Here is a 26,038-nt window from a genome sequence, read left to right as displayed (position 1 = left end):
TCGGCGGGGGACGCGTTAGCACTTGATCCCACAGGCCGGGACCGGACACTCTGGCGGCCCTGATTCCGGATGAAGCCCCATGAGCACGCCCGCCCCCGATACCGTCCAAGCCTGCCTGGCCGCGCTGGCCGACCTGCTGGGCCCCGCCGGCGTCATCACCGCGGCGGAGGCGCAGGCGCCCTACCTGACGGAGGCGCGCGGCAACGCCGTCAGCACGCCGCTGGCGGTGCTGCGCCCCGGCACGACGGAGGAGGTGGCGGCCGTGGTGCGCCTGACGGCGGCGGCCGGCATCGCCCTGGTGCCGCAGGGGGGCAACACCGGCCTGGTGGGCGGGGCGCTGGCGGCGGCCGGCACGGTGCTGCTGAACCTGGGCCGCCTGAACCGCATCCGCGAGGTGGACGCGCTGGACCACACCATGACGGTGGAGGCGGGCGTCATCCTGGCCACGGTGCAGCAGGCCGCCAACGACGTGGACCTGATGTTCCCCCTGAGCCTGGGCGCCGAGGGCAGTTGCACCATCGGCGGCAACCTGTCGACCAACGCCGGCGGCATCCTGACCCTGCGCTACGGCAATGCCCGCGCCCAGGTGCTGGGGCTGGAGGTGGTGCTGCCGGACGGGCGGATCTGGAACGGCCTGCGCCGCCTGCGCAAGGACAACACCGGCTATGACCTGAAGCACCTGTTCCTGGGGGCGGAGGGCACGCTGGGCATCATCACCGCCGCCACCCTGTCGCTGGTGCCCCGGCCGCGCCAGATGGAAACGGCCCTGGTGGCCGTACCGGACGTCACCGCCGCCCTGCGCCTGCTGAAACGGCTGCGCCAGGCCAGCGGCGACGCCGTGTCGGCTTTCGAGATCATGCCGCGCTTCGCCATCGACGGCGCCGCCCGCTACCTGGGCGAACACAACGACCCGCTGTCCGAACCGTCCCCCTGGTACATCCTGACGGAGCTGACGGCGGGCACGCCCGGCGACGCCCTGCGCGAAACGGTGGAAGGCGCCCTGGCCGAGGCCCTGGAGGCGGGGGAGGCCACGGACGCCACCCTGGCCGCCAGCGGCGACCAGCGCCAGAAACTGTGGCGCCTGCGCGAGGGCCTGCCGGAGATCGGGCGCAAGGTGGGCGGCGCCCTGCACCATGACGTGGCCGTGCCCGTCAGCCGCGTGCCCCAATTCATCGAGCGCGCGAACCGGGCGGTGGCGGACCTTTGCCCCGGTGCCCGGCCCTACCCCTTCGGCCACCTGGGCGACGGCAACATCCACTACAACATCGCCCGGCCCGATAGCGACGACCCGGCCGATCGCGCCGCCTTCCTGGCGCTGGGGCCCCGCATCATGCGGGCCGTCCATGACGTCGTGCTGGACCTGGAAGGGTCGATCAGCGCCGAGCATGGCATCGGCAGCAAGAAGCGCGGCGAACTGGCCCGCGCCCGGTCGCCCCTGGAAATCACCCTGATGGCGGAGTTGAAGCGCGTGCTGGACCCGCGCGACCTGATGAATCCGGGTAAAATCTTACCCTAATTGGCAGGTCCCGACGCCCCGTTCTGCCCCAGGGCATACGCCCGCACTGACCTTTGGCATCAATTGACGGCGACTCGGCCACCATGAGACGCTTCCACCTGAGATAGTGGAGCCGGTGGCGCCGCCGCATTGACGGGTGGCCCACCCCAACAGAGGGAGGGAGCCCATGCCTGGCAAGTCCTCGACCCCCATCGGCACCGCGCCCTCCCCCTTGGACCTTTACCGGCGCCTGGTGCGCGGAACAGCCGGGTTCCCATCCCGGGCCGAGGCGCGGCTGGACGCCGACGACAGCCTGCATGGGCGTCCCCAGATGGCGGGCGGCGCCTGTGCCGGGCAGATGATGGCCGGCCGGTCCGATGACCCGGCGCTGGTGCATTTCTAAGGCGATATACCGTCGGATGTAGTGCGGTTGGCCGAGGCGGCGCTATGATCCGCGGCCATGACGCCCTTCCTGAGCACCTTCCTCTCCTTGCGGCAACGCCCCACCGCCCTGCGCTATGCCGGGGCGGCGTTCATGGTAATCCTGTCGTTCGGGCTGCGCATCGCGCTGGATGAGCTGCTGGACGGCTATCCCGTCCTGCAATTCTTTCCGGCCCTGGTGCTCGCCACCTTGTGCTTCGGCGTCGGACCCGGCCTGATGTCGGTGGCCCTCAGCACGGTGCTGGCCCTGCCTTTCATCGCCCCAGCGGACGACAGCCTGACATGGGCGCAGGAATGGGCCACCTTGCCGGATCGGCTGGCGGTCCTGCCATCCAAGGCGTGGGTGGGCCCCGGCCTTTTCGTCATCATCGGCCTGGTGATCGTGGCCATCATCGCGGCCCTGCACCGCGCCCTGGACACGCTGGCGGCGGGGGAACAGCAGCAGGCCATGCTGTTGCGCGAAATCTACCACCGCATCCGCAACGACCTGCAGTCCGTCTCCAGCCTGTTGATGGTGGCGGAAAGCCGCGCGGGCGGGGCGGAGGCCGCGGAACTGGCCAAGGCGGGGGAGCGCGTGCGCGTGCTGGGGCTGGTGTATTCCAGCCTGCAGCGGTTGCAGCGTGAACCCTTCGTGCCGGCCCGCAGCCTGCTGGAACAGTTGGTGGAAAACCTGGCCGCGGCCCATGCCACCGGCCGGCCCATCACCTTCACCGTGGCGGTGGAGGACGTGCAGTTGCCGCAGCGCGCCGCGGTCACCCTGGGCCTGGCCGCCAATGAGCTGCTGACCAACGCCCTGAAGTACGCCTTCCCCGACGGCCGGGCCGGCACCGTCGCCGTATGCCTGGCGACGGAGGGGGAGCGTTGGGTGCTGCGCGTGGAGGATGACGGCGTAGGGCTGGGCGTCCCTGACAATGGCAAGGACCCGGCAACAAGCGCCGGGTCGGCAGAAGATTCCGGCGCGGGGATGCGCTCCACGGGAATGCGCCCAACCGCCGGCCTGGGGCGCCTGTTGCTGGAACAACTGGCCCGGCAGTGCGGCGGTGAGCTGGGGCAGGCCAGCGACGGCGGTGTGAAGGCGTGGATGGCCGTGCCGGCGACGCCGGAGACCTACGGCTCGGTTTAGGCGCTGGCCATGTAGGCGGCGGCCATGTTGGGGGCGCGGTTGAGGGTCATGCGCTGTTCCTGCTGGCTATAGCCATCCTTGTTGTCCTGGTCGTCATCCTCGGTGGGGGCGGCCAGGGCGTTCAGCATCATGATGGTGTAGGTGGACAGCGGCATCTTGGAGGAGCTGGCGCCGCGCGCCATGTCCCACGGCTGCGACGTGCTGTCGGCCGCCTGCACGGTGCCCAGGGTGGTGGACCCGGCATATTTGTCCGCGCTGGTGCCGCCCGTGCCGTCGAACTTCTTGGCGAAGCGGTCGTAGACCTGGCCCAGGGACAGGGCCTTGCCGTTGTTGTCATAGAAGACGGCGTCGTTGGCGTCCGCCGCGTCCGGCACGACGGCGTCCGCCGCCTGGTTGGGGTTTTTCTTGAGCGCGTTCAAGAACTTGCTGGCGCCGCCGGCGCCCAGGAAATGGGCCAGATACAGCTCGGTCCCGCCGATGGTGCCGCCCACCTGCTGCTGCAGGGTGGTCTTGTTGTCCTGCGCCAGTTGGGCCGCCATCATGGCCGAGGTGGTGGGGTCCTTGCGCAGGTCGAGAATCTTTTGCCGGGTGGCCGGGTCGGAAACGTAGGCGCTGCCGTCGCTGCGGGTCTTGATGGCGCTGGCGTACTGGCCCAGGCCAACCTCGGCGCCATGCTGCTGCACCATGTTCAGCCACGTGGAGTCGGTGAACTGATACAGGCCGGTGGCGCTGCTGGTGCTGGCCTTGGCGTTGGTATCGTAGCCGCTTTCCACCGACGCCTGCTTCAGCAGATAGGAAAAATCTACCCCGGCCTTGGTGCTGGCCTGCTGCACCGCCGCCACGATCCTGGCGGGGGCGGAGGACGCCAAACCCTGTGCTGCAGTCAACTGCGTGGTGGACAGTGCGCTGTTCACGACCGGACCTCATTTACCTGGAAAAGCGACCGGCCGACGGGGCCGATCCGATGTTGGCCCAACAGGAAAGCAAAGGCCGTGCCAAATGGCCGGCACACCGGAAAACGTCACCGACGCTTGCCCGCCCGCCGCCGTCCCGGCAGGATGACACCCGCGTCGACGGGACGCGGCCCTTCCGCCATCGATGATGGGCCCGCCCGCCCAATAACAGTGAGCACCCCGCCGGCCGTGCCGGGCCCGCCCCCCTTGTCCTGAAGCGAGGAGGCGCCGGGCCGCCGCCGGCACCCGGGAGGACCCGAGAGACCATGAGCTATCAAGCGCCCCTGAAGGAAATCCGTTTCGTCCTGAATTCCGTCGTCGGCTTGGACCGCGTCGCGGCCCTGCCCGCCTTCGAGGCCGCGACCCCCGACCTGGTGGACGCCGTGCTGGAGGAAGGCGCCAAGCTGGCCGACAACGTGCTGGCCCCGCTGAACGCGCCCGGCGACCGCCAGGGGGCGCGCCTGACCGAAACCGGCGTGCGCACCCCCGACGGTTTCAAGGACGCCTACCGGCAGTTCGTGGAGGGCGGGTGGAACAGCGTGCCCTTCGACCCCGACCATGGCGGCCAGGGCCTGCCCTGGACCCTGTTCATCGCGCTGCTGGAAACCTGGACCAGCGCCAACATGTCCTTCGCCCTGGGGCCGCTGCTGACCCAAGGGGCAGTGGAACTGCTGACCGCCCACGGGTCGGATGAGCAGAAGAAGCTTTATTTGGAAAAGCTGATCTCCGGCGAATGGGCCGGGACCATGAACCTGACGGAGCCGCAGGCCGGGTCCGACGTGGGCGCGGTACGCACCCGCGCGGTGCGGCATGCGGACGGCACCTACCGCATCACCGGGCAGAAGATCTTCATCACCTATGGCGACCATGACTGGACGGACAACATCGTCCACCTGGTGCTGGCCCGCACGCCGGAGGCGCCGGCGGGCACCAAGGGCATCTCGCTGTTCATCGTGCCCAAGTTCCTGCTGAACGCCGACGGCACGCCGGGTGAGCGCAACGACGCCCGCTGCGTCAGCCTGGAGCACAAGCTGGGCATCCACGCCAGCCCCACCGCCGTCATGAGCTATGGCGACAACGGCGCCTGCGTCGGCTACCTGGTGGGCGAGGAGAACCGCGGCATCGAGTACATGTTCACCATGATGAACAACGCGCGCCTGGGGGTGGGCCTGCAGGGCGTCGCCATCGGCGACCGCGCCTACCAGCAGGCGTTGGCCTATGCCAAGACCCGGGTGCAGAGCCGCGACGTCGCCGGCGGGCCGCAGCCGGTGACCATCATCCACCATCCCGACGTGCGGCGCATGCTGCTGACCATGCGGTCGAAGGTGGAGGCCGCGCGGGCCATCGTCTATTTCACCGCCTCGTTCCTGGACGGCCGGCACCATCACCCCGACGCGGCGGCCGCTCACCAGGCCGGCCTGATGAACGACCTGATGACGCCGGTGGCCAAGGCGTGGAGCACCGACATCGGGGTGGAGGTCGCCAGCCTGGGCGTGCAGGTGCACGGCGGCATGGGCTTCATCGAGGAGACGGGGGCGGCCCAGTATTACCGCGACGCCCGCATCGCCCCGATCTACGAGGGCACCAACGGCATCCAGGCCAACGATCTAGTATTCCGCAAGCTGGGCCGGGACGGCGGCGCCACCGCCCGCGCGCTGTTCGCCCAGATGGCCGAAACGACGGAGGCCGCCGCCGCCCAGCCGGGCGACGACCTGGCCGCCATCGCCCAGGGCCTGAAGCGCGGCATCGCGGCGCTGGAGGACGCGACGTCCTTCCTGGTGGACCATGTGAAGGCCGACGCGCGCGCGGCGGCGGCCGGGGCCGTGCCCTACCTGACCCTGTTCGGCAACGTCACCGGCGCCTTCCTGCTGGCCCGGGGCGCCATCGCCGCCAACCAGGCGCTGGCCCAAGGCCAGGACGCCGCCTTCCATGAGAGCAAGCTGGTCACCGCCCGCTTCTTCGTGGAACAGGTGGTGGGCCCATCGCTGGGCCTGGCCGACCTGATCCGCACCGGTCACCGCACCCTGATGGCGTTGTCGGAAGATCAGTTCTGAACCGTTAAGACAAAAGGCTGGGGCACCACCCCAGCCTTTTTGTCAAATCCCCCCGCCGTCCATCAGGTCGGACAGGCGATCGCGGATGCGGGTGACAAGTGCCCGAGCGGCGCTGTCGTCGCGGGCGCGGGGGCGGGGTGTCGCGATGTGGTCCTCCGACCGCACGGTGGCGGGCGATCCGGCCAGCAGGATGACGCGGTCGGCCAGGTAGACGGCCTCGTCGATGTCGTGGGTCACGAACAGGATGGTCTTGGCCGTGCGCCGCCACAGGTCCAGCAGTTCGTCCTGCAGGGACTGGCGGGTGATGGCGTCCAGGGCGCCGAAGGGTTCGTCCATCATCAGCAGGTCGGGATCGACTGCCAGCGCGCGGGCGATGGCCACGCGCTGGCGCTGCCCGCCCGACAGCTGGTGCGGCCAGCGGCCGGCCTTGTCCGCCAGGCCCACCAGGGCCAGCGCCTCCTCCGCCCGCCGCCGGCGTTCGGCGCGGGACAGGCCCAGCCCTTCCAGGCCGAAGGCGACATTGGCGCGCACGGTGCGCCAGGGCAGCAAGCGCGCGTCCTGGAACACCAGACCATAGGGGCGGCGGCCCGTCAGCGGCCCGCCGCCCTGGGCATGGCTGACCGTGCCGCTGTTGGGCGGGACCAGGCCGGCGACCACGCGCAACAGGGTGGACTTGCCCACCCCCGACGCGCCGACGATGGCGATGAACTCCCCCGGCGCGACCGACAGGTTGAAGTCGCGCAACACCACGGTGCGGCCGTCAGGCGACGCGGGGTTCGGGAAGGCGAGGCTGAGATCGCGGATCTCGATCATGGGGGCAGTCTCCGCCATCTTAAGCCTTCCACCGCATCAGGCGGTCACGCACCGCGACGAAGCCCATGTCGACCAGGCCGTAGAACAGGGCCATGGTGGCCATGTAGACGATGACGATATCGGTCGCCAGCAGGGAACTGGCCTGCATCATGCGCTGGCCCAGGCCCGGCACGCCGAACAGCTCCGCCGCCACCACCGACATCCAGGCCTGGCCCAGGCCGGTGCGCAAACCCGCCAGGATGGCGCCGGAGGCGGCCGGCAGCACGATCTTGACCAGCTTGGCCAGGGTGGAGCGGTGGCCGAAGGCGTCGGCCAGTTCCAGCAGGTCGCGATCCACCGCCTGCACGGCGCCCAGTGCCGCGAAGTAATTGATCCAGAAGACGCCCAGCACGATGATGAAGGTGGCCGCCGTGGGGGTGACGCCGAACCAGATGATGGCGAAGGGCACCCACGCCAGGCCGGGGATGGGGCGCAGCAGGCGCACGACCCAGCTGGTGAAATCCTCCAGCCGCCGGGACATGCCGGTCAGCACGCCGGCGGCGATGCCGGTGACCGAGCCGATGAGCAGGCCCCAGAAATAATGCACCAGGCTGTGGACGATGGCGTCCGTCCACTGGCCGCTGCGCACCTCCGCCACGAAGGCCTGGGGGATGGCGCTGGGCGGCGGCAGCAGCACGGGGCGCACCAAGCCCAGGCGGGGCACCGCCTCCCACACCGCCAGGAAGACGATCACGCCCAGCAGCGCCCACAGGCCGCGATGCCGCCGGGACGGCTTGGCCAGGAAGGCGGACGGGGGAATGCGCTTACCCGGGGCCGGCAGGGCGGCCCCGGGCTGATCCGGCGGTGTCGGGGAGGTCAAACGAGGACGCTCACTTATGGAGTTTTTCGTAATAGCTGGCGTCGAACAGCGTATCCAGCGGCTCCGCCTTCTTCAAGACGCCGGTCTTCACCTGGAAGTCCTGCAAGGTCTTGGTCTTTTCCACGATGCGGCGGGGGTCGACCACGAACTGCGAGGCGGGGGACGTCAGGGCCCGCTGCATGGTCTTCACATCAACGATGCCGCGGCCCAGCACCTTTTCCACGTCGGCCGCCGCGCGCGCCGGGTCCTGGGCGATCAGGGTGACGGCCCGGTCCACCAGTTCCACCAGCTTCTGCACCTGCTCGGGATGCTCCTTGGCCAGGGCGGCGGTGACGCCCAGCACGGTGCCCGGCTGGTCCTTGATCATGTCCTTGCCATAGGCCAGCACCTTCACCGCCGGCTGACGGTCCTGGATGATGGTCAGGGCCGGCTCACGCACGGTGGCGGCGTCCACCGCACCGGCCAGCAGCGCCTGCTGGGTGGCGTCGATGCCCATGGCCACGATCTGCACCTTGGCCGGGTCGACGTGCTCATCCTCCTGCAGCCAGTACTTCAGCACCGTGTCGGGGATGGAGCCTACGGGCTGGGTGGCGATCTTCACCGGCCGGCCCAGCTTGGCGGCCAGGCGCGATATCGCCTCCGCCTTCGTGCCGCCCTTGGCCGCCTCGGCCGACAGCTCCGGCCCACCGGCCACCACCAGCTCCTCCACCGCGGTGGAGGCGACAACCTTGACCGCGATGCCTTGGGAGCCCGCGACCATCAGGGGACCAATGCCGCCCATGTAGGCCTCCAGCGTGCCGGAGGCCAGGCCCAGGATCATGTTGGGACCGCTGTCGAACTGCGTCAGCTTCAGCTCGAACCCCGCCTGCTTGTCCCAGCCCTCCTGGCTGATGATGTAGGCGGGGGCCGCCCCCAGAACGGGGATGTAGCCGATGTGGATGACCGGCTGGGCGGCCTGGGCCTCCGCATGGGTCGGGGCCGCCAGCAGCGCGCCGATCAGCGGCAGGGCCGTCAGCAGGGACGAATAGGCACGACGCATGGACGCTCCCTTTCCAATTCCAGTGTCGCCGACATGTTAAAGGCGGGTGGCGATACCCCGGACGGCATAGGATCAACGGCGACGGCTGCCTGTCAATGCCCGCGCGTGCGTGCGGGATCTGCGCAAATTTAACATGGCAAGATGTTGAATTGTCGCGCCCACGAAGGGCCCCCCTTGGGTGACGGGCGTCACGGACGCGACCGATCGGCTACAGCACCCTCACACCGCCATCCGTCGGACGGCCAAAAACGCCCAATTCATGCCACTATCGTCCGCCCCTCAATTCAACATTAAATATTCGTCATTATAATCCTTATTGACAGAAAAATCAGCGGATGACAGCCTTGGCGTCAAGGAAGGGCCGCCCCCAGCGTCCTTTCCGGCCAGTGCCGGACCCCACGCCCCACCAGGAACAACCGCCCGTTCGTTCCCTTATCGGTGTGGGGCCCGGCCAACCGGCCCGCGGCCATTTGACGGAGCAGCTTGCGCCGCGTCACCAACCGCTAAAGCGCCACGAAGCCCCTTCGTGGTTCTCCGGAACGTGAAGGACCAGGCAATGACCAGTACTTTCCCACACGCGTATCCGTCCCGAGTTTCCACGCCCGTCGCCGCCCTGCCGGCCATGGGCGGACGCTGTCGCCTCATGCGCATGGATTGCCGCTGTTGATGCCCCGCCGGACGCGCATGCCGCGTCCCGCCGGGCCCAGCCGCACCGTTCCGGGCCCCAGGGCCCCGAGCCACAAAACCATCGTGTTGTTTTCACACCCCCGTAATGGCGGGGGTGTAGAGGGAGCTCACCATGAGCCAGCGACTTCAAAATCAGGACATCGTCCGGGCGCCCGCGCCCGCCGCGGTCATCATCGAGACCGCCCGCCACACGGCGGGGCTGGCCGTGCAGGACGGCCGGGACGTCCAGTTCTTCGCCTCGAACACCCTGTTCCAAGCCCTGGACGGGCAACGGTTCCGCAGCGTGCGGGCCGTGGAACGGGCGGTGAGCAGCCTGGAGGCCGCCTTGGCCGACCAGCGCCGCACCCGCGACAGCCGCGGCCAAATCTGGCGCAGCTGGGAAGGCCCCACCAGCCCGGGTCAGCCCGAGGCGGCCTGATCCCCGGCCGGGGCCCCGGCCCTTTCCTCGAAATAGGTTTCCCCGAACTCGGCGATCATCGCCTGGGCGTCCGTCACCAGCGCGCGCACCAGGCGACGGTCGGGGTGCGTGCACAGCGTCTCGTTCATCGCCTTGCCCAGCAGGGCCTGGGCCTGGGCCAGCAGCTTCACCGCCAACCGATCCTCGAGTTCCATGCCATCCACCCTCTCAGCCTATCCGGCGCGGGAGCGCCGGGCCTTTTCGATAGCGCATCATCGCCGGCGCTGCCAACCCCGCCGGCACCACCCCCGGAGGATACGCCATGACCCTGCGACTGGGCGACATCGCCCCCGACTTCCAGGCCGACACATCGGAAGGCCCCATCCGTTTCCATGACTGGATCGGCGACGGCTGGGCCGTGCTGTTCTCCCACCCGCGCGACTTCACGCCGGTCTGCACCACCGAGCTGGGGGCTGTCGCCCGGCTGAAGCCGGAATTCGACAAGCGCGGCGTGAAGCCCATCGGCCTGTCGGTGGACCCGGTGGGCAGCCACCGCGACTGGGCCCGGGACATCGAGGAAACGCAGGGTGCCGCCCTGAACTTCGCCCTGATCGCCGACCCGGACCGCGCGGTGGCCGCCCTTTACGACATGATCCACCCCAACCATGACGAGACACACACGGTGCGCACCGTGTTCGTCATCGATCCCAAGAAGAAGGTGCGCCTGCTGCTGACCTATCCGCAGACCACGGGCCGCAACTTCCACGAAATCCTGCGGGTGATCGACAGCCTGCAACTGACTGACCGGCACAGCGTGGCCACCCCAGCCGACTGGCAAGCGGGCGGTGACGTCATCATCGCCCTGTCGGTGTCGGACGAGGCCGCCAAGGCCAAGTTCCCGGACGGGTGGACAGCGCCCAAGCCCTATCTGCGCATTGTTCCGCAGCCGAAATAATCTCAGTTGGCGGCCGGCCGCATCCCGTGCGGCCGGCCTTCGCCCTCAGGCCGCTTCCTTCAGCACCTCGGCATAGAACGCCGGATCAACGTTGCCGCCCGACAGCACCACGGCGATGGTCCGTCCGGCGGCATCCACCTTGCCGGACAGCAGGGCCGCCAGCGCCGCCGCCCCGCCCGGCTCCACCACCAGCTTCAGGTTCGCCGCCGCGAACCGCATGGCGGCGCGCACCTCCGCCTCCGTCACCACCAGGCCGGGGCCCAGCAGGATCTGGGCCAAGGGGAAGGTGATGGTGCCCGGGCTGGGGGACAGCAAGGCGTCGCAGGAGGACTTCCCCCCGGCGCGTTGGCCAGCCGTTCCCCGGCCGCCAGCGACCGCGCCATGTCATCGAAGCCTTCCGGCTCCGCCGTGTGCACGCGGGCGCCGGGGAAGGTTTGCTTGAGGCCCAGGGCCGTGCCGGTGGCCAGGCCACCGCCGCTGCAATTCACCAGGCAGGCGTCCACCGTCAGGCCCAAGGCCGCCGCCTGGCGCCCGATCTCCAACCCCACCGTGCCCTGGCCGGCGATGATGTGGACATCGTCATAGGAAGGGACCAGCACCGCCCCGGTGCGGGCGCTGAGCTCCCGCCCGATGACCTCGCGATCCTCGGTGTAGCGGTCGTAGAAGACGATCTCGGCCCCCAGGGCGCGCGTGCCGGCCACCTTGATGGCGGGGGCGTCGGCCGGCATGACGATGGTGGCCTTGGTGCCGACCAGCCGCGCGGCCTCCGCCACACCCTGGGCATGGTTGCCGGAGGACCAGGCGACGACACCCCGCGCCCTCTCCTCGGCCGTCAGGCGGCCCAGGCGGTTATAGGCGCCGCGGAACTTGAAGGAGCCGGTGCGCTGCAGCACCTCGGGCTTCAGGAGAACCCGGGCCCCCACCACCGCGTCCAGGGCCGCGTTGGTGAGCAGCGGCGTCACCACCGCCTTGCCCGCCAGCAGGTCCGCCGCCGCCTCGACATCCGCGCCCGTCACCGCCATGCCCATGCCCCATCCCCTTCCATATGTGCGAGGGAAGCAGGCTGGCACCGCTCAGGAGGTGGCGCAAGATGGGCGGCGACATGGCTTGCCCCCGCAATTCATCATGACACCAGCGACGACCCATCCGCTTAAACACCCCATAGTTTACTATTTACAGGAGAACCATGCGTCCGAACGCTCTTTGAAAAAGATCATAGAGGTGGATTGACACCCTACGAATCATGACAATATGGTTACTCAATCATGAGGGGCATTTGTGGCATTCAATATCCACCGGAAGGTGGGTCCGTGTTCCTCTTAAGCAGGGTAAGAACCATCGGGCGAGAGCGGAATGAAGATATCGTCGATCGCGGGAATAATCAGGCCCGTCCCAGCGGGATCGGACACAATAGACCACGTTCGGCGCCAAATAACGCGCTTATGCCCCCCTGGCGTGCATCCGTTGAGGCTGGCGATCACCGGGATGTCAGGCGATGGCTGGTCCTGTGAAGTCGACACGGTGGAAGGCGGGACAACGCCTCCCTTCCCCTCCATCTTTGATTTCCGCCCTCGGCGCTTTGCCCGGGTGAACGCCTTCAACGCCGTCATGCTGGTGCCAACGGGTATAGACTGCGAAATCGGTGGCCACGCCGGCGATGCGACACCAGCAGCCCGCCTGCTCGCGTCGGTGTGCGATCATTTGATTGTCCATCCCAATGTCGTCAACGCATCGGACATCAATGAACAGACCGACAATTGCCTCTATGTCGAGGGCAGCCTGATCTGCCGTTTGTTGATGGGGTCGGCCGGCCTGCGCCATGTCCGTAGCAATCGCATACTGGTGGTGACGGAACAACGCGAGGACGGGCCCTGGGCCGTGGACCAGGTCGTCAACACCGTCAGCGCGGCCCGCGCCACCCTTGGCATCGCCAATGCCAAGGTCGTGGTGCTGAGCGACGGCCTTTCCGTCCATATGGAGCGCGCGCCTTCGGGACGGGCGATGGGGCGGCTGCAAGGACTGGAACGATTGTTATCCGTCATTGAGCGAGAGCGGGGCAGCCACGATGCCATTGCGCTCTCAACCCGCATTGTCCCTTCCGCGGACAGCAGCGCGATGTATGCAAGCTATTTCCAGGACGGCGGCCCCAATCCCTGGGGCGGCGCCGAAGCGGTTTTCACCCACGCAGTGTCCACATTGACCGGGTTACAGTCGGCGCACGCCCCCACCTTGGAAGATTTGTCTTTACGCACCCAGGATTACGGAAGGATCGACCCGCGTAAAGCTGGGGAAGCGATTTCAACCAGTTTCATGTACTGCCTCATGAAGGGCCTGCATCGGGCGCCCGCGGTGGTCCTGAACCCAGACCTCGTCTATGACCCGTCCGTCATCAATGTCGAGGACGTCTCTTGCCTGGTGGTGCCGGCGGGAGCGGTGGGTCTGCCCGTCATCGCGGCCGCGGCACAAGGGATTCCAGTGATCGCCGTCGCGGAAAACCGCAACATGATGCAAAACGATCTTCATCGCCTACCTTTCGCGGCGGGACAGCTTCATGTCGTCCGCAGTTACCTGGAGGCTGCGGGCTTGATTGCGGCCTTCAAGGCCGGCCTCAACCCCAACGCGGTCCGCCGGCCGCTCGACCCCACGCCCGTCTCCATTTATTGACATGGCGGTGCACAACCCTCAGTTCGGTAAGGTCGCCGAAAGGCACGATCGGGCGCCCCTTTTCGACGCGCTGACGCAGTACTCCGCCCGAGGCATCCAGCCGTTCCATACACCCGCCCACCGTGGAACGCATGCGCTGCCGGGCTTGGAGCAATTGTTGACGCCCGTTGGTCTGGCCTGCGACCTGCCCTCCATGGATACGCTGGACTCCGTGTTCCACCCTTCGGGCTGTCTGGCCGACGCGCAGGCGTTGGCGGCGGAGTTGATGGGTGGCGGCGCCTGCTTCTTCCTGGTCAATGGCGCGACCATCGGCGTGCAGGCCATGATACTGGCGGCGCTGAACCATGGTGACAAGATCATCCTACCGCGTCAGGTCCATGTCTCAACCCTGGCGGCCCTGACCCTTAGCGGCGCGGTTCCGGTTTATCTGCCGCAGCGCTGGCTGGAAGCGGCCGGGCCGATACCGCCTACGGACAGCGATATCGAGACTTGTCTGATGGACAACCCGGACGCACGCGCCGTGCTGTTGACCTATCCTACCTACTATGGCCTGGGCCGTCCCCTGCATGCCATAGCCAAGCTGTGTCACGCACGGGGCATTCCGCTGCTGGTCGACGAGGCGCATGGCGCCCATCTCATGTTCTACGGCCACGCGGCGATCCCCACCGCCTTATCAGCAGGCGCAGACGCGGCGGTTCAAAGCCCACACAAGACATTGGGGTCGCTCGTCGGTACCGCTCAATTGCTGCTGGGGAAGGAAACCCTACTGGATCCGGAGAGGGTCCGTGCCGCCATCAACCTGCTCAGCAGCACCAGTTCCAACTACATTCTGATGGCCAGCCTGGACCTGGCGCGGCGGCATATGGCTCGAAACGGGAGCGCCCTATTCACCCAGGCATTCCTGGCTTCCGCCCGCCTTCATGCGGTGCTGGCCCGCATCGACGGCTTACGGCCCTTGGAAACCGCCGAACACCCCGCCCTGGCCGGCTGCTTCCGCGACCCCTTACGGTTGACCATCGACGTTTCGGGCCTAGGCCTTGATGGCCATGCCTGCGAGCGGCTGCTGCTGAACAAGTACGGCCTTTACGATGAGTTCTGCGATGGGCGCAACATCGTCTGCCTCCTTGATCCTTCCGATACCCCAGAGGCCCATGCGCGCCTGGCGAACGCCCTGCGCCACATGGCGCGGGACTGTCGCGGCCCGGTGCTGCCCACGGACGACCGGGAGCATGTCTTTCCAGCGCCGACCATAGCCCTGGCCCCGCGGGAGGCATTCATGAGACCTCGCCGCCGCGTGGCGCTGGAGGCGGCCTTAGGCAGTGTCTGCGGGGAAACCATCAGCATGTATCCGCCGGGAATCCCATTGATATGCTCCGGCGAGGTTGTGACTGATTACATCATCGCCCGCTGCCGCGAACTGGTGGCGCGTCCCACCGTCATCTACGCCCAGGACCCCACCTTGAAAACCATCACGGTTCTGGAGCCCACAACCACGCGGTAACAGGGAAAAGCCGAAATGCCCGACGATACCGTCCTTCCCGCATCCTGGTATGTGGATCCCCGTGTCCTGAAGGCGGAGCAAAACAGCGTTTTCGCCGCAGCACCCGATTACGTGGGCTGCGTGTCACGAGTCACCGCCGATGGCGGCTTTCTGACCGTGGCGCAGCGCCGTCATACCCATGCCCTGGTCCGGTCCAACGGACAGTTGCGCCTCATGGATAATATCTGCGCCCATCGGGGACATGAAATTCTGCGGGGCCAAGGGGTTGCCCGGGCTTTGGTGTGCCCCATGCATCGCTGGACATACGACTTGCAAGGCCAGTTGATCGGTGCACCGCTTTACAAGGAGAAGCCTTGCGTCAGCCTTGCATCCCGGCCCGTCTATAATTGGAACGGCATCTTGTTCGCCGGCAACCGGAATGTCGAAGCGGACCTGGCATCCCTATCGCAAAGGCCGGAATTGGACGTCAGTCACTATAGGTTCGTGGATTGTGATGAAGAGGAACAGCCGGTTAATTGGAAGATTCCGGTTGAGGTCTATCTTGAAAACTATCACGCCCCCTTCATCCACCCTGGCTTAAGCCGTTTCGTGGCGCAGGGTTCCTGGTACGCCAACGATGGCGCTTTCGACTCACCACATCTCATGTGGCAAGAAATGAAACCTCATCCAGACTTTCATCATAATCCGGATTCCGTGGCGTTCGAACAATGGCAACAGGCGATTATCAAAACCAATGATGGGAAGTTTCCAGACTTTGCCGCCCTTATCTGCCTTTATTCTCCTAATGTGTTCATGGAGTGGTTTCCATTTACCTTTGTTGTCACCACGTACATCCCAAATTCTGCCGAGATCACGCTGATGATCAGGGAATTCTATTATGATCCGAAGGCTTTGGAGCGCGTGCCCGAATTTCCGGCGCTGACGCGTGCCGCTTATCATGAAAACCAGTGGCAAGATGACAAAGCTCATGAATCACTGCATCGCGGCAGGGCAGTGCTGGCCACGCGCAATCCGGCCAACACTATTGGCCACGCCACATACCACCCCACGATGGAAGACAGCGTTAGAATATTCCACAGCGGACTGGTAAATTCTGTTGCACCATACCTGCGGCGTGACTGAAAGACCCCAAATCCTCATTATTGAATTTGAATGAATGATGCCGCACGACGCAGACATTTGTATGTATCAAGGAAACTATAGCAAACTTCACCACCGTCCGGCGCAATGGAGCGAGCCGCGTCCGGCAAGCGGTACCAGGGAATATTTGCATACTTATGATGTATATAGTGATATCCATTATTATGGTGCAGAAAATTCTTAACCGGGCTCAAATTCGACCTCGTTCCATTTTTGGCCAGATAATGATCGGTAATCTCCGACCAATACAAGAAGCTCATACAACACCAAAAGAATGGAATTATCCAATACAGCAAAATAAGCTTAAAAATTCCAACCTCAAATACAATGAATAGCACTATTGTCCAGAAAGTTAATATCTTTAATCCCTCTTTCCTTGGACTAAGCGACAATGCACGACAGTAATAGTAGCCAGCATACCCGATAAACGGCTTAATAAACCAAATCCATGTTAAGTTTATTGGACCATTCAACAATCCATGAGCCTTATAATCCACGATAATTGGATCGTCAGGCTGACCTAGCTTAGCGTGATGCAAACGGTGCTCGATACGGAACTGTTTCACGGTCCGGAAAAATGGAAGGCCTAGTAATATCTCGGCCCTGTCATTCCATTTTTTCTGTGGGAAAAGATTATAATGGGATGCCTCATGCAATAATGCCTCAGTTAGCGCGAACTGAAATGCACCGATCAACCAGACAGCAATCAAATAGACAATGGGACCACCAATGGTATAGCTAGTGACGGCGATGGCAATTATGGCGCCCCAATCCCGAATGATCGCTAAAGCGCCTCGCCAAGCATTACGTTCCACGAAATCTTTCGGAAGATTTGCCACAGATGCCCCCTTTTTCTATGGCTGGCGCAAAAACCGCAGGAGAGTATTCACCTATAATCGATTATTTGAGGGATATGTCAACTTTTAGATGTCAACCGACTCACGTCATTCCCCCGCACAGCCTTAACCGGAATTGATCCGTCGAGAGATTCACCCAGGGATGCCCGGCGCCACCCCGCAGGCAAGACCCCGGCAGCGGGCCCAGCAGAGGAACCAGAGCGCTTATTCCGGAAAGGGCGCCCAGCGTCCCGCGCAATCGGGGGCAGGGCCCGCCGCCGGTGTCAGGGTAAGGCCGGGCGGCGTGGGGGAGACCCCGCCCGCCCCGGCGAACAGTTCCGCATTTTCGACCTGCCAGGTCGCGCCCTGCCCAAACCGCACCCCGTCAAACTGGACCGTGAGGCGATGGTCGGGGTCATGGCCGCGCAGGATCAGCCTGCCGTCCGCCCCCGTCACATCGTGCAGGCTGATCGCCTCATAGACGGGGATCGACAGGCCCCGGGCGCTGGCGTCATAGCGGGTGTCGAAATCAATCGGCTTTTGATTGTCGCGCAGGCACACATCCTCATAGCGCACTCGGGTGACCAGGCCGCCGCGGCTGACATCGCTCTTGATCCGCAGGCCCGAGGTGGTCCCGTCGAGCGTCACATTGCGGACCAGGATGTCGCTGACCCCCGCGTTGGTCTCGCTACCGATCGACAGGCCGTGGCCCCAGTAGAAATGGTCGTCCAGGATCGAGACATGGCGGGTGGCACCCTTGCCGGCCTTGATCGCGATATTATCGTCGCCGGTGCGGATAGAGCTGTGGGCGATGGTGATGTCCTGCGACGCGGCGGGATCGATGCCGTCGGTGTTGCGGGCGTCGGCCGGTGTATCGATTTTCACACCCCAGAAGGTCGCGCCCTCGACCTCGCTCAGCATCACATGGAAGTTGGCCGCGTTACGCAAGGTGATGCGATAGAAGGTCAGGTCGCGGGCACGATCCGCCTGGATCAGCCGGGGGTTGTTCTGCTTGCCGCCTTCCTTGTCGGCGCGGCGGGCCATCTGCCACCACGTCTCATCATGCCCGACCATGACCGCACCCCCCAGGCCGTCAATCTCGCCATCGCCGACGATGCCGCCGCCGGTCGTCCCCTTGAAGGTGATGAAGGGCAGGCAGCCGTTCCCCTTCGCCGCGATGGAGCCGCAGAGACGCGCCCCGGTGTCATAGGCGCGGGGGTCCGGGACGGCGCTGAGCGTGGCGCCCCGGTCGATCCACAGCGTGACACCGGACTTCATGGTGAGCGGTCCGCTGAGGAAACGTCCGCCCTTGGCATCGGCAACCAGGCGGACGGCGCCGCCGGAGGAACAATGGTCGATCGCCGATTGCAGCCGCCCGGTCTCCTCGGGCCAGCGGCCCTCCGCAGAGGCGGTCGACGGGGACAGGGTGGCGCAGACCTGTGCCGGCAGGCTGGGCTCGCCGACCGCCCGGCGATCCTGCGCCTCCGCGGGTGCGGCCAGGAGGACGGCGCCAAGCAAAATCATCGAGATAAGGGCCCGGACCATGCGATACCGCTGTCCTTGATGGGGATTCAAGGCAATAGAGTTAAGAGTCCCCAAAGAGGTCAAACGGCACGGTGTCGCACTGGCGCAAGTACCGGGGGATCACTCGTAACGTAACGCCTGCACCGGTTTGGCCGCCGCCACCCGCGCGGCGTGGCCCGCCACCGTGATCCAGGCGATCAGCAAGGCCCCAAGGCTGGCCAGCGCGAAGACCAGCGGGTCCATCTGGATGCGATAGACGAAGCCGCCCAGCCAGCGGCCCATCAGGACCCAGGCGACAGGCCAGGCGATCAGGTTGGCCACCAGTACCGGCTTGCTGAATTGCCAAACCAGCAGGCGCACGATGTCGGCCACACCGGCGCCCAGCACCTTGCGCAAGCCGATCTCCTTGGTGCGCCGTTCCGCCATGAACGCCGCCAGACCGAACAGGCCCAGGCAGGCGATCAGGATGGCCAGGCAGGAGAACAGGGCCAGAAGATCCCCCTGCCGCGCCTCGTCGGCGTAGACCTGCCGGATGTGATCATCCAGGAATTCCCGCGTCAGCGGCAGGTCCGGGAACAGCCGGCGCCAGGTATCATCAATGGCGGCCAGGGTGGCGCCGTCGGCCGTGGGCGACAGGCGCACCAGCAGGACGGAGCGGTCGTCATGCATGGCGAGGTAAATCGTGGGCTCGAAACCGGAATGGGCGCTGTCGAACTGCACGTCGTCCACCACGCCGATGATGGTCAGCGCGGTGCCGCCGCCATACATCACCGTCCGTCCCACCGCCTGTTCCGGTGTGGCCAAGCCCAGGCGCCGTACCGCCGTGCCCGACAGCACGACGGGAATGGTGACGCCGCCGCCACCCGCCCGCAGGGCGGCGTGGCTGGTGATGTCGCCAGGCCGCGCCGGGTCGAACAGGCGTCCCGCCCGCAAGGGCACGCCCAGGGCCTGCAGATAATCCGCGTCCACCTGCTCAGTACGGATCAGCAGGTCGGGCGCGCCCGCCGGCGCCTCCGGCAGGCGGTAGTTGTTGGTCCATTCGCTGCGGTCGCTGGGAACGTTGGCGGCGGCACCGACAGCGGCGATGCCCGGGATCCGTCGCAGCGCGTCGCGCAATGTGTCGATGCCAGCCAGTCCCGCCGGTCGGTCCAGTCCGCGCAGCACCACCGCCCCCTCCGCCCGAAAGCCAAGGTTCTGCGTACTGGCATAGCGGGTCTGTTGGCCGATGACGACGGTAGCGATACCCAACACGATGGCCACCGTGAATTGCAGCATGACCAGGGCGGCGCGCAGCCGCCCGCCGCCGCCCGCCCGGCGAGCCCGAAGCAGGTCGGTGGGCCGGGGCCGCGACAGGTCGTAAGCAGGATAGAGGCCACCCACCAGACCGACAACCAGCACCAACGGCGAAATGGCCGCGACCAGCCAGGTACCGGACAGGAAGCCCGCATCCAGCCGCAGGTCCAGAAGGCGCAGGAAACGCGGCATGGCCAGTTCCACCAGCACCAGCCCCAACAGGCCGGCCACCAGGGCCAGCAGCATCGATTCCAGCAGGAACTGCGCCACCAGTTGACCGCGCCGGCCACCCAAGGTCTTGCGGATGGCAACCTCGCGCGCCCTCAAAGAAGAGCGCGCCGTCGACAGGTTCACGAAATTGACGACGGCGATGGCCAGCACCAGGCCGGCGATGCCCACGAACCCCGTCAGCGTGGCCGGGGAAATGCCCCTGTCCTCCATCGGCTCGGTGTGCATGGCCGTCAGCGGCTGCAGTTCCAGGGTTTCCACCAGGCCCGGGGCCACGACCTCCATGCCTTCGCGGTAGGCCGCCAGCAAGGCCGGGAAGCGCGGCGCCAGGGTCGCCGGGCTGACACCCGGCCGCAGCATCACGAAAGTTTGAAGGAACTCATCCCGCCACCGGGTATCCTTGGCGGCGAACAGGGGGTCCCAGCCGTCCTGGAACTTGGTGGCGATGTTGGTCCAAATCTGGACGGGCGTGTCGCGGCTGAACAGGGTGTTGGACGGCAGATCCCGCACCACGCCCGTCACCACCAACCCGGCGCCCGACGTCAGGGTCAAGGTCAGGCCCAAAGCCTCCGTCGTGCCGAAATAGCGGCGGGCCTGCCCCTCCGTCAGGACCACGGTGCCCGGCCCCGCCAGGGCCGTTCGGGGATCGCCCGCCAGGAAGGGAAAGTCGAACAGGCGGAAGAAGGGCGCATCCACCAGCGCAATTCGGTCCTCCACCGGCGTGCCCTTGTCGCGCAACACCACGGCGTGGCGCGCCACCCGCACCATGGCCTCCACCTCCGGCAGGTCCGCCGCGAGGACGGGGCCCAGGGGCTTGGCCGTCACCGTCATGCGGCTGGTCGCATGGCCGGGCAGGTACTGGGTGGGGAGTACGCGGAAAATGCGGCCGGCGTCGCCGTAAAAGCCATCGAAGTGCATCTCATGCCAGACGAAGAGGCCGATCATGGCCGTCGTGGCGATGCCCAAGGCCAAACCCGTGATGTTGAGGGCGGTGTAGAGCCGCTGGCGTATCAGCACGCGCACCGCGACCCGCAGGTGGTTCATCAGCATCGGCGCCCCCCTCCTTTCCAGCGATCACTCGTGGCGTAGCGCCTGGACCGGCTTGGCCGCCGCCACCCGGGCGGCATGGCCCGCCACCGTCACCCAGGCGATGAGCAGGGCGGCGAAGCCGGCCAGGGCGAAGACCAGCGGGTCCATCTGGATGCGATAGACGAAGCCACCCAGCCAGCGCGACGCCAGTACCCAGGCCACCGGCCAGGCGATCAGGGCCGCCACCACCACCGGCCGGCTGAATTGCCAGACCAGCAGGCGGACGATCTGCGGGATGGTGGCGCCCAGCACCTTGCGCAGGCCGATCTCCTTGGTCCGCCGCTCGGCCGTGAAGGCCGCCAGGCCGAACAAGCCCAGGCAGGCGATCAGGATGGCCAGGCCGGCGAACGTCGCCAGCAGCAAGGATTGCTGGTGCTCGCCGGCGTAAGCGGCGCGGATGTTGTCGTCCATGAACTCCCGCTTGACCGGCAGGTCGGGGTACAGACGGCGCCAGGCGGCATCGATGGCGGACAGGGTGGCCCCGCCGCCACCCGCGGCCAGCCGCACCGCCATGGCCTCGACCTGGGCTGGATAGACGAGGTAGGCGGTGGGCTCCAGCACCTCGCGGGCGGTGCTGAACTGCACATCGTCGACCACGCCGATGATGGTCAGGCCGGTACGCTGCCCCATGATCAGGGTTTTGCCCAGCGCCTGTTCCGGCGTGCCCAGCCCCAGGCGGGAGACGGTGAGCGTCGACAGGACGATGGTGCCCCCCAAGGGGGCCGCCGGGTCCTCCGGCGGCTGGCCCCGGTCGATGACGGTGTCGACAGGATGGGCGGAATCGAACAGGCGGCCGGCCAGCAGGTGGATGCCCATGGTTTCCATGTAGCCCATGTCCACGCCCTCGGTCCGCAGGCGTATGGCCCCTTCCTTCGGCGTGTCGGGCAGGTGGAAGGTCGAGAACCAGTCGGACCCGTCGGACGGCGGCGCCATGGTGGCGCCGGCCTGCACGACGCCCGGGATGCGCAGCAGGGCTTGGCGCAGGGCATCCTGGTGCGCATGGCCCTGCGGACTGTCGAGCCCCCGCAGCAACAGTACGTTTTCCGGCAGGAAGCCCAGGCGCTGGCTGCTGGCGAAGGACGTCTGCTGAACCATGATGACGGTGCAGATCGCCAGCACGATGGCGGCGGCGAACTGGATGACCACCAACGCGGCGCGCAGGCGGCCGCCCCCGGGGCCGCCCTTGCCCCCCCTTAACAGATCGCCCGGCCGGGGACGGGACAGCACCAGGGCCGGATACAGGCCCGCCAGCAGGCCCACAAGCACCGCCAAGGGGATCAGCACCGCCACCACCCACCACCCGGACAGGAAGCGATGATCCATGTGCAGGCCCAGGACGCCCAGGAACCGGGGCATGGCCAATTCCAGCAGGACCAACGCCAGTATCCCCGATATGACCGACAGCAGCAGCGACTCCGCCAGGAACTGCGCCACCAGGGCCCCGCGCCGGCCGCCCATGGTCTTGCGGATCGCCACCTCCCGCGCCCGCAGAGAGGAACGGGCGGTCGACAGGTTGACGAAGTTCACCATGGCGATGCCCAGCACCAGGAAGGCGACGCCCACGAACGTCATCAGCACCGGCAAAGGCACGCCATCGTCGCTGATGGTCTCCACATGAATGCGGGTCAGCGGCTGCAGGGCCTGGGTGATGTGGGGCTTGCCGGTCGTCAGGTTCAGGTAGTCCTTCATCCGCGCCAGCAGGAAATCCGGCAGCCGCGCGGTCACCGCCGACGGGTCCACCCCCGGCTTCAGCAGGACATAGGTGCGCAGGAAGCTGTTGGTCCACTCCTCATCGGCGGTGGCGAACATGGCATCCCAGCCGTCGTTGAACCGCGTGGCGATGTTGGTCACCATCTCCAGGCGGAAGACGGTGTTGGACGGCAGGTCGCGCATGACGCCCGTCACTGTGAGATTGGCGCCCGAGGTCAGTGCCAACACCTGGCCGACGGCATCGATGGTGCCGAAATACTTGCGCGCCGCCGTCTCGGTCAGCACCACCGTGCCGGGGGTGCTGATGGCCGTGGCGGGATCGCCCGCCAGGAAGGGCCAGTCAAACAGCCGGAAATAGTCCGGATCGGCCACCGTGACCCGCGCCCCGAAGACGCCGCCATCGCGGCGCACCGCCACGGTGTGGCCGCTGACCCGCACCACGGCCTCCATTTCCGGAAAATCGCGGGCGAGGGCCGGCCCCAGGGGCTTGGCCTGCGCCGCCACCGTGGTCGGCACGCCGCTGGGGGTGCGATAGGTGCGCACCACGCGGTAGATGCGGTCGGCATGGGCGAAGAAGCCGTCATAGTGCATCTCATGCCAGACGAAGAGGCCGATCATCGCCGCCGTGGCGATGCCCAGGGCCAGGCCCGCGATGTTGAGGGCGGTGTAGAGCCGCTGGCGCACCAGCACGCGCACCGCGACCCGCAAATAGTTCATCAGCATCGGCGCCCCCCTCTGTCCTGATCGTCACTCGTACCGCAGCGCGTCCATCGGCTTGGACGCCGCCACCCGGGCGGCGTGACCGGCCACCGTCACCCAGGCGATCACCAGGGCCGCGAGGCCGGCCAGGGCGAAGACCAGCGGGTCCAGCGCGATGCGGTAGGCGTAGCCCTGCAGCCATCGGCTGAGCCCCAGCCAGGCCAGGGGCCAGGCAATCAGGTTGGCCACCATGACCGGCTTGCTGAACTGCCAGACGAGCAGCCGCACGATGTCCGGCACGCCGGCACCCAGCACCTTGCGCAGCCCGATCTCCTTCGTCCGCCGCTGGGCGGTGAAGGCCGCCAGGCCGAACAGCCCCAGGCAGGCGATCAGGATGGCGAGGCCGGTGAAGCCCGCCAGCAGCGTGCCCTGGCGCCGTTCGGCGGCGTAGGTGTCACGCACATGGTCGTCCAGGAATTCGCGGTTCACCGGGATGGTGGGGAAGCTGTCCTTCCACAGCCGGTCGATGGCGGCCAGCGTCGCGGCGCCGGCGGCGGGCGTCAGGCGCACGGCCATGACGTCCAGCCCGCTTTCGTCCAGCAGGAACGCCGTGGGCTGCAAGGCCACGCGGGCGCTGTTGAACTGAATATCATCCACCACGCCGATGATGGTCAGGGGATAGTCGACGTCGTAAATGACCTGCCGGCCCACGGCCTCCTCCGCCGAGTGGAAGCCCAGGCGCTGAACCGCCCGCCAGGACAGGACCACGGTGCGGCCCGGCGGATCGGTGGGGCGGACGGTCGCGCCCCCCTCGCCCGCCGCCCCCCCGGCAACCCCGGCGACCGCAGCGCATCGGCCGTGGCGGCGCGGTCGAACAGGCGGCCGGCCAACAGGCGCACGCCCATGGCCTGCAGATAGTCATGGCCGATGAATTCGCTGCGGAAGACGATGGTGCCGTCGTCCACGGTGCCCGGCACATGGTAATTGTCCGTGCTGTCCGAACCGTCGCTGGGGGCGTGGAAGGCGGCGCCCGCCTGCTCCACGCCTGGAATGCGCAGCAGCGCCTGGCGGAAACTCTCGATATGGGCCCGGGCCTCGGGCTGATGCAGTTCGCGCACCAGCAGCACGCCCTGGGCGTCGAAGCCCAGTTGCTGGCTGCTGACGTAGCGGGTCTGCTGAAAGATGACGATGGTGGCGATGGCCAGCAGGATGGCCGCGCTGAACTGCGCCACCACCAGCAGGGCGCGCACGCCCGCCCCGCCGGCCGCCACCGGCCCCCCCTTCAGCAGCACGGACGCCGCGGGACGCGACAGCACCAGGGCCGGGTACAGGCCCGCCAGGCCGCCCACGGCCGCGACGCCCAGCAATTCGGCCAGCAACAGCCAGGGGCTGTAGAGATAGGCGCGATCAAAGCGGATGCCCAGCGCGGCGACGGAGGCGGGCATGGCCACCTCCAACAGGACATAGGCCAGGACCGCCGCCACCAGGGTCAGCAGCACCGATTCCACCATGAACTGGCCGACCAGCATGCCACGCGGCGCGCCCAGCGCCTTGCGCACCGCCACCTCCCGCACCCGCAAGGAGGACCGCGCGGTCGACAGGTTGATGAAGTTGACGACGGCGATGCCCAGCACCACGGCCGCCACGGCGACCAGGCCGTGCAGCACGCCCAGCAGGTTGGCGGGAACGCCGGTCGGATCGGTGTGGATATGGGTGAGGCTGGTCAGGACCAGGGCCTTGGAAGGCTTGTTGGTGCCGGTCGAGAGATAGTTGGGGTCGCGCGCCGACAGGAAGGCGGGGAAGCGGGCCGTCAGCGCCGCCGGGTCCGTGCCCGGTTTCACCAGGATGTAGGTTTGCAGGAAGTTGCTGTTCCACACCGTGTCCATGCGGGCGAACCAGCCATCGACATTCTCGCCCAGCCGGCTGCGGATGTTGGTCAGCAGGGCGTCGCGGCGCAGATGGGTGTTGGTCGGCAGGTCGCGGATGACGCCGCTGACCGCCAGGGTGATGCCGTTGGTCAGGGTCAGGGTGCGGCCCAGCACGTCCACGCCGTTGAAATACTTGCGCGCCAGGCTTTCCGTCAGGACGACCGTGCCGGGGGCGGCCAGCGCCGTGGCCGGATCGCCGGCGACGAAGGGCAGGTCGAACAGGCGGAAAAAGTCGGGATCGACCAGTTGCACGTGCTGGCGGAACGGACTGCCGTCGCGGCTGACCACCACGGGTTCGTCATGCACCCGGACGCTGGTTTCAATCTCCGGGAAGTCCTGCGGCAGCAGGGGGGCCAGAGGCTTGGGCGTGGAGGAGTAGGTGATGGGTTCGCGGCCGGGCATGAGCTCCGTCTTGTCGACGCGGTAGATGCGATCAGCGTTGCGGAAGAACCCGTCGTAACGCGTCTCGTGCCAGACATAGAGGCCCAGCATGCTGGCGGCGGCGATGCCAATGGCCAGGCCAGCCACGTTCAGCAGGGTGTAAAGGCGGTCGCGTACCAGGATGCGCACCGCCACCCGCAGGAAATTGCCCAACATCTTCATGACGGCG

The 26,038-nt window shown here is 66.8% G+C and carries 22 protein-coding genes; 9 read left to right on the top strand and 13 right to left on the bottom strand.

Translation table 11 applies throughout. The features are described from left to right. Window positions 1-79: 79 nt before the first annotated feature. The 3 genes from ULB03_RS19895 (at window position 80) to ULB03_RS19885 (ending at window position 3,059) form a co-directional block, all read left to right on the top strand. Complete coding sequence (locus ULB03_RS19895) at window positions 80-1,516, top strand: FAD-binding oxidoreductase (RefSeq protein ID WP_322484831.1); 1,437 nt, start codon at window positions 80-82, stop codon at window positions 1,514-1,516. A gap of 166 nt (window positions 1,517-1,682) precedes the next feature. Beyond that, entirely contained in the window at window positions 1,683-1,898 is a 216-nt protein-coding gene (locus tag ULB03_RS19890; RefSeq protein WP_322484830.1) for a hypothetical protein, read from the top strand. A 57-nt stretch (window positions 1,899-1,955) separates the two neighbouring features. After that, window positions 1,956-3,059, top strand: a complete 1,104-nt coding sequence (locus ULB03_RS19885; RefSeq protein WP_322484829.1) for a sensor histidine kinase — start codon at window positions 1,956-1,958, stop codon at window positions 3,057-3,059. On the opposite strand, the gene ULB03_RS19880 is transcribed toward ULB03_RS19885, so the two are convergent. After that, window positions 3,056-3,973, bottom strand: coding sequence for a transglycosylase SLT domain-containing protein (locus ULB03_RS19880; protein WP_322484828.1), 918 nt, complete (start codon window positions 3,971-3,973; stop codon window positions 3,056-3,058). The genes ULB03_RS19885 and ULB03_RS19880 overlap by 4 nt on opposite strands. 305 nt (window positions 3,974-4,278) lie before the next feature. Here ULB03_RS19880 and ULB03_RS19875 point away from each other — a divergent pair, with 305 nt between their 5' ends. Further along, window positions 4,279-6,066: an acyl-CoA dehydrogenase gene (locus ULB03_RS19875; protein WP_322484827.1), complete on the top strand. Its 1,788-nt coding sequence runs from the start codon at window positions 4,279-4,281 to the stop codon at window positions 6,064-6,066. A 42-nt stretch (window positions 6,067-6,108) separates the two neighbouring features. Here the strand turns inward: ULB03_RS19875 and ULB03_RS19870 are convergent, their stop codons facing one another. Genes ULB03_RS19870 through ULB03_RS19860 form a run of 3 tightly spaced genes read right to left on the bottom strand, consistent with a single transcriptional unit; the run spans window position 6,109 to window position 8,777 of the window. Then, window positions 6,109-6,897: an ABC transporter ATP-binding protein gene (locus ULB03_RS19870; protein WP_416211163.1), complete on the bottom strand. Its 789-nt coding sequence runs from the start codon at window positions 6,895-6,897 to the stop codon at window positions 6,109-6,111. Between the two features lies 1 nt (window position 6,898). Next, a complete protein-coding gene (locus tag ULB03_RS19865) occupies window positions 6,899-7,738 on the bottom strand; it encodes an ABC transporter permease (protein ID WP_416211162.1) in 840 nt (279 codons plus the stop codon). 10 nt (window positions 7,739-7,748) lie between these two features. Further along, complete coding sequence (locus ULB03_RS19860) at window positions 7,749-8,777, bottom strand: ABC transporter substrate-binding protein (protein ID WP_322484826.1); 1,029 nt, start codon at window positions 8,775-8,777, stop codon at window positions 7,749-7,751. 799 nt (window positions 8,778-9,576) lie between these two features. On the opposite strand from ULB03_RS19860, the gene ULB03_RS19855 reads away from it, so the two are divergent. Next, complete coding sequence (locus ULB03_RS19855; RefSeq protein WP_322484825.1) at window positions 9,577-9,882, top strand: hypothetical protein; 306 nt, start codon at window positions 9,577-9,579, stop codon at window positions 9,880-9,882. Here ULB03_RS19855 and ULB03_RS19850 read toward each other — a convergent pair. Continuing rightward, window positions 9,864-10,076, bottom strand: a complete 213-nt coding sequence (locus ULB03_RS19850) for a hypothetical protein (RefSeq protein WP_322484824.1) — start codon at window positions 10,074-10,076, stop codon at window positions 9,864-9,866. The genes ULB03_RS19855 and ULB03_RS19850 overlap by 19 nt on opposite strands. A gap of 107 nt (window positions 10,077-10,183) precedes the next feature. Here ULB03_RS19850 and ULB03_RS19845 point away from each other — a divergent pair, with 107 nt between their 5' ends. Continuing rightward, window positions 10,184-10,816: a peroxiredoxin gene (locus tag ULB03_RS19845; RefSeq protein WP_322484823.1), complete on the top strand. Its 633-nt coding sequence runs from the start codon at window positions 10,184-10,186 to the stop codon at window positions 10,814-10,816. 45 nt (window positions 10,817-10,861) lie between these two features. On the opposite strand, the gene ULB03_RS19840 is transcribed toward ULB03_RS19845, so the two are convergent. Beyond that, window positions 10,862-11,095: a hypothetical protein gene (locus ULB03_RS19840; protein WP_416211161.1), complete on the bottom strand. Its 234-nt coding sequence runs from the start codon at window positions 11,093-11,095 to the stop codon at window positions 10,862-10,864. Continuing rightward, complete coding sequence (locus ULB03_RS19835; RefSeq protein WP_322484821.1) at window positions 11,059-11,838, bottom strand: threonine/serine dehydratase; 780 nt, start codon at window positions 11,836-11,838, stop codon at window positions 11,059-11,061. The genes ULB03_RS19840 and ULB03_RS19835 overlap by 37 nt, the downstream gene beginning before the upstream one ends. A 442-nt stretch (window positions 11,839-12,280) precedes the next feature. On the opposite strand from ULB03_RS19835, the gene ULB03_RS19830 reads away from it, so the two are divergent. The 3 genes from ULB03_RS19830 to ULB03_RS19820 are packed head-to-tail and all read left to right on the top strand — an operon-like array spanning window position 12,281 to window position 16,103. Continuing rightward, on the top strand, window positions 12,281-13,480 hold the full coding sequence (locus ULB03_RS19830; protein ID WP_322484820.1) for a DUF3326 domain-containing protein: 1,200 nt from the start codon (window positions 12,281-12,283) through the stop codon (window positions 13,478-13,480). A gap of 1 nt (window position 13,481) precedes the next feature. Then, window positions 13,482-14,981, top strand: coding sequence for an aminotransferase class I/II-fold pyridoxal phosphate-dependent enzyme (locus ULB03_RS19825; protein WP_322484819.1), 1,500 nt, complete (start codon window positions 13,482-13,484; stop codon window positions 14,979-14,981). 15 nt (window positions 14,982-14,996) lie between these two features. Further along, entirely contained in the window at window positions 14,997-16,103 is a 1,107-nt protein-coding gene (locus ULB03_RS19820) for an aromatic ring-hydroxylating oxygenase subunit alpha (RefSeq protein WP_322484818.1), read from the top strand. A 17-nt stretch (window positions 16,104-16,120) separates the two neighbouring features. On the opposite strand, the gene ULB03_RS19815 is transcribed toward ULB03_RS19820, so the two are convergent. The 6 genes from ULB03_RS19815 to ULB03_RS19790 form a co-directional block, all read right to left on the bottom strand. Further along, the gene (locus ULB03_RS19815) at window positions 16,121-16,960 is read right to left on the bottom strand and encodes a fatty acid desaturase family protein (RefSeq protein WP_322484817.1); all 840 of its coding nucleotides are present in this window, start codon (window positions 16,958-16,960) and stop codon (window positions 16,121-16,123) included. 222 nt (window positions 16,961-17,182) lie between these two features. Beyond that, window positions 17,183-18,502 (bottom strand): glycoside hydrolase family 28 protein, encoded by a 1,320-nt coding sequence (locus ULB03_RS19810; RefSeq protein WP_322484816.1) that lies wholly within the window; start codon window positions 18,500-18,502, stop codon window positions 17,183-17,185. A gap of 99 nt (window positions 18,503-18,601) precedes the next feature. Next, the gene (locus ULB03_RS19805; RefSeq protein ID WP_322484815.1) at window positions 18,602-21,052 is read right to left on the bottom strand and encodes an ABC transporter permease; all 2,451 of its coding nucleotides are present in this window, start codon (window positions 21,050-21,052) and stop codon (window positions 18,602-18,604) included. 24 nt (window positions 21,053-21,076) lie between these two features. Next, on the bottom strand, window positions 21,077-23,524 hold the full coding sequence (locus ULB03_RS19800; RefSeq protein WP_322484814.1) for an ABC transporter permease: 2,448 nt from the start codon (window positions 23,522-23,524) through the stop codon (window positions 21,077-21,079). A gap of 24 nt (window positions 23,525-23,548) precedes the next feature. Continuing rightward, a complete protein-coding gene (locus ULB03_RS19795) occupies window positions 23,549-24,211 on the bottom strand; it encodes an ABC transporter permease (protein ID WP_322484813.1) in 663 nt (220 codons plus the stop codon). Beyond that, window positions 24,172-26,031 carry an ABC transporter permease gene (locus ULB03_RS19790; RefSeq protein ID WP_322484812.1) on the bottom strand — a complete coding sequence of 620 codons (1,860 nt, stop codon included), beginning with the start codon at window positions 26,029-26,031 and terminating at the stop codon, window positions 24,172-24,174. The genes ULB03_RS19795 and ULB03_RS19790 overlap by 40 nt, the downstream gene beginning before the upstream one ends. Window positions 26,032-26,038 lie beyond the last annotated feature (7 nt).

It is taken from the genome of Nitrospirillum goiasense, from assembly GCF_034427435.1.
In the GTDB taxonomy this organism is placed as follows: Bacteria; Pseudomonadota; Alphaproteobacteria; order Azospirillales; family Azospirillaceae; genus Nitrospirillum.
The sequence above is the reverse complement of the archived record's forward strand: the minus strand, read 5'-3'. Positions and strand labels throughout refer to the sequence as shown.

Excerpts from the sequence above, each read along its gene's own strand:
- ULB03_RS19895 (WP_322484831.1), top strand. The coding sequence starts at position 80 with ATGAGCACGCCCGCCCCCGATACCGTCCAAGCCTGCCTGGCCGCGCTG.
- ULB03_RS19890 (WP_322484830.1), top strand. The coding sequence starts at position 1,683 with ATGCCTGGCAAGTCCTCGACCCCCATCGGCACCGCGCCCTCCCCCTTG.
- ULB03_RS19885 (WP_322484829.1), top strand. The coding sequence starts at position 1,956 with ATGACGCCCTTCCTGAGCACCTTCCTCTCCTTGCGGCAACGCCCCACC.
- ULB03_RS19875 (WP_322484827.1), top strand. The coding sequence starts at position 4,279 with ATGAGCTATCAAGCGCCCCTGAAGGAAATCCGTTTCGTCCTGAATTCC.
- ULB03_RS19870 (WP_416211163.1), bottom strand. The coding sequence starts at position 6,897 with ATGGCGGAGACTGCCCCCATGATCGAGATCCGCGATCTCAGCCTCGCC.
- ULB03_RS19860 (WP_322484826.1), bottom strand. The coding sequence starts at position 8,777 with ATGCGTCGTGCCTATTCGTCCCTGCTGACGGCCCTGCCGCTGATCGGC.
- ULB03_RS19855 (WP_322484825.1), top strand. The coding sequence starts at position 9,577 with ATGAGCCAGCGACTTCAAAATCAGGACATCGTCCGGGCGCCCGCGCCC.
- ULB03_RS19850 (WP_322484824.1), bottom strand. The coding sequence starts at position 10,076 with ATGGAACTCGAGGATCGGTTGGCGGTGAAGCTGCTGGCCCAGGCCCAG.
- ULB03_RS19845 (WP_322484823.1), top strand. The coding sequence starts at position 10,184 with ATGACCCTGCGACTGGGCGACATCGCCCCCGACTTCCAGGCCGACACA.
- ULB03_RS19835 (WP_322484821.1), bottom strand. The coding sequence starts at position 11,838 with ATGGCGGTGACGGGCGCGGATGTCGAGGCGGCGGCGGACCTGCTGGCG.
- ULB03_RS19825 (WP_322484819.1), top strand. The coding sequence starts at position 13,482 with ATGGCGGTGCACAACCCTCAGTTCGGTAAGGTCGCCGAAAGGCACGAT.
- ULB03_RS19820 (WP_322484818.1), top strand. The coding sequence starts at position 14,997 with ATGCCCGACGATACCGTCCTTCCCGCATCCTGGTATGTGGATCCCCGT.
- ULB03_RS19810 (WP_322484816.1), bottom strand. The coding sequence starts at position 18,502 with ATGGTCCGGGCCCTTATCTCGATGATTTTGCTTGGCGCCGTCCTCCTG.
- ULB03_RS19805 (WP_322484815.1), bottom strand. The coding sequence starts at position 21,052 with ATGCTGATGAACCACCTGCGGGTCGCGGTGCGCGTGCTGATACGCCAG.
- ULB03_RS19800 (WP_322484814.1), bottom strand. The coding sequence starts at position 23,524 with ATGCTGATGAACTATTTGCGGGTCGCGGTGCGCGTGCTGGTGCGCCAG.
- ULB03_RS19790 (WP_322484812.1), bottom strand. The coding sequence starts at position 26,031 with ATGAAGATGTTGGGCAATTTCCTGCGGGTGGCGGTGCGCATCCTGGTA.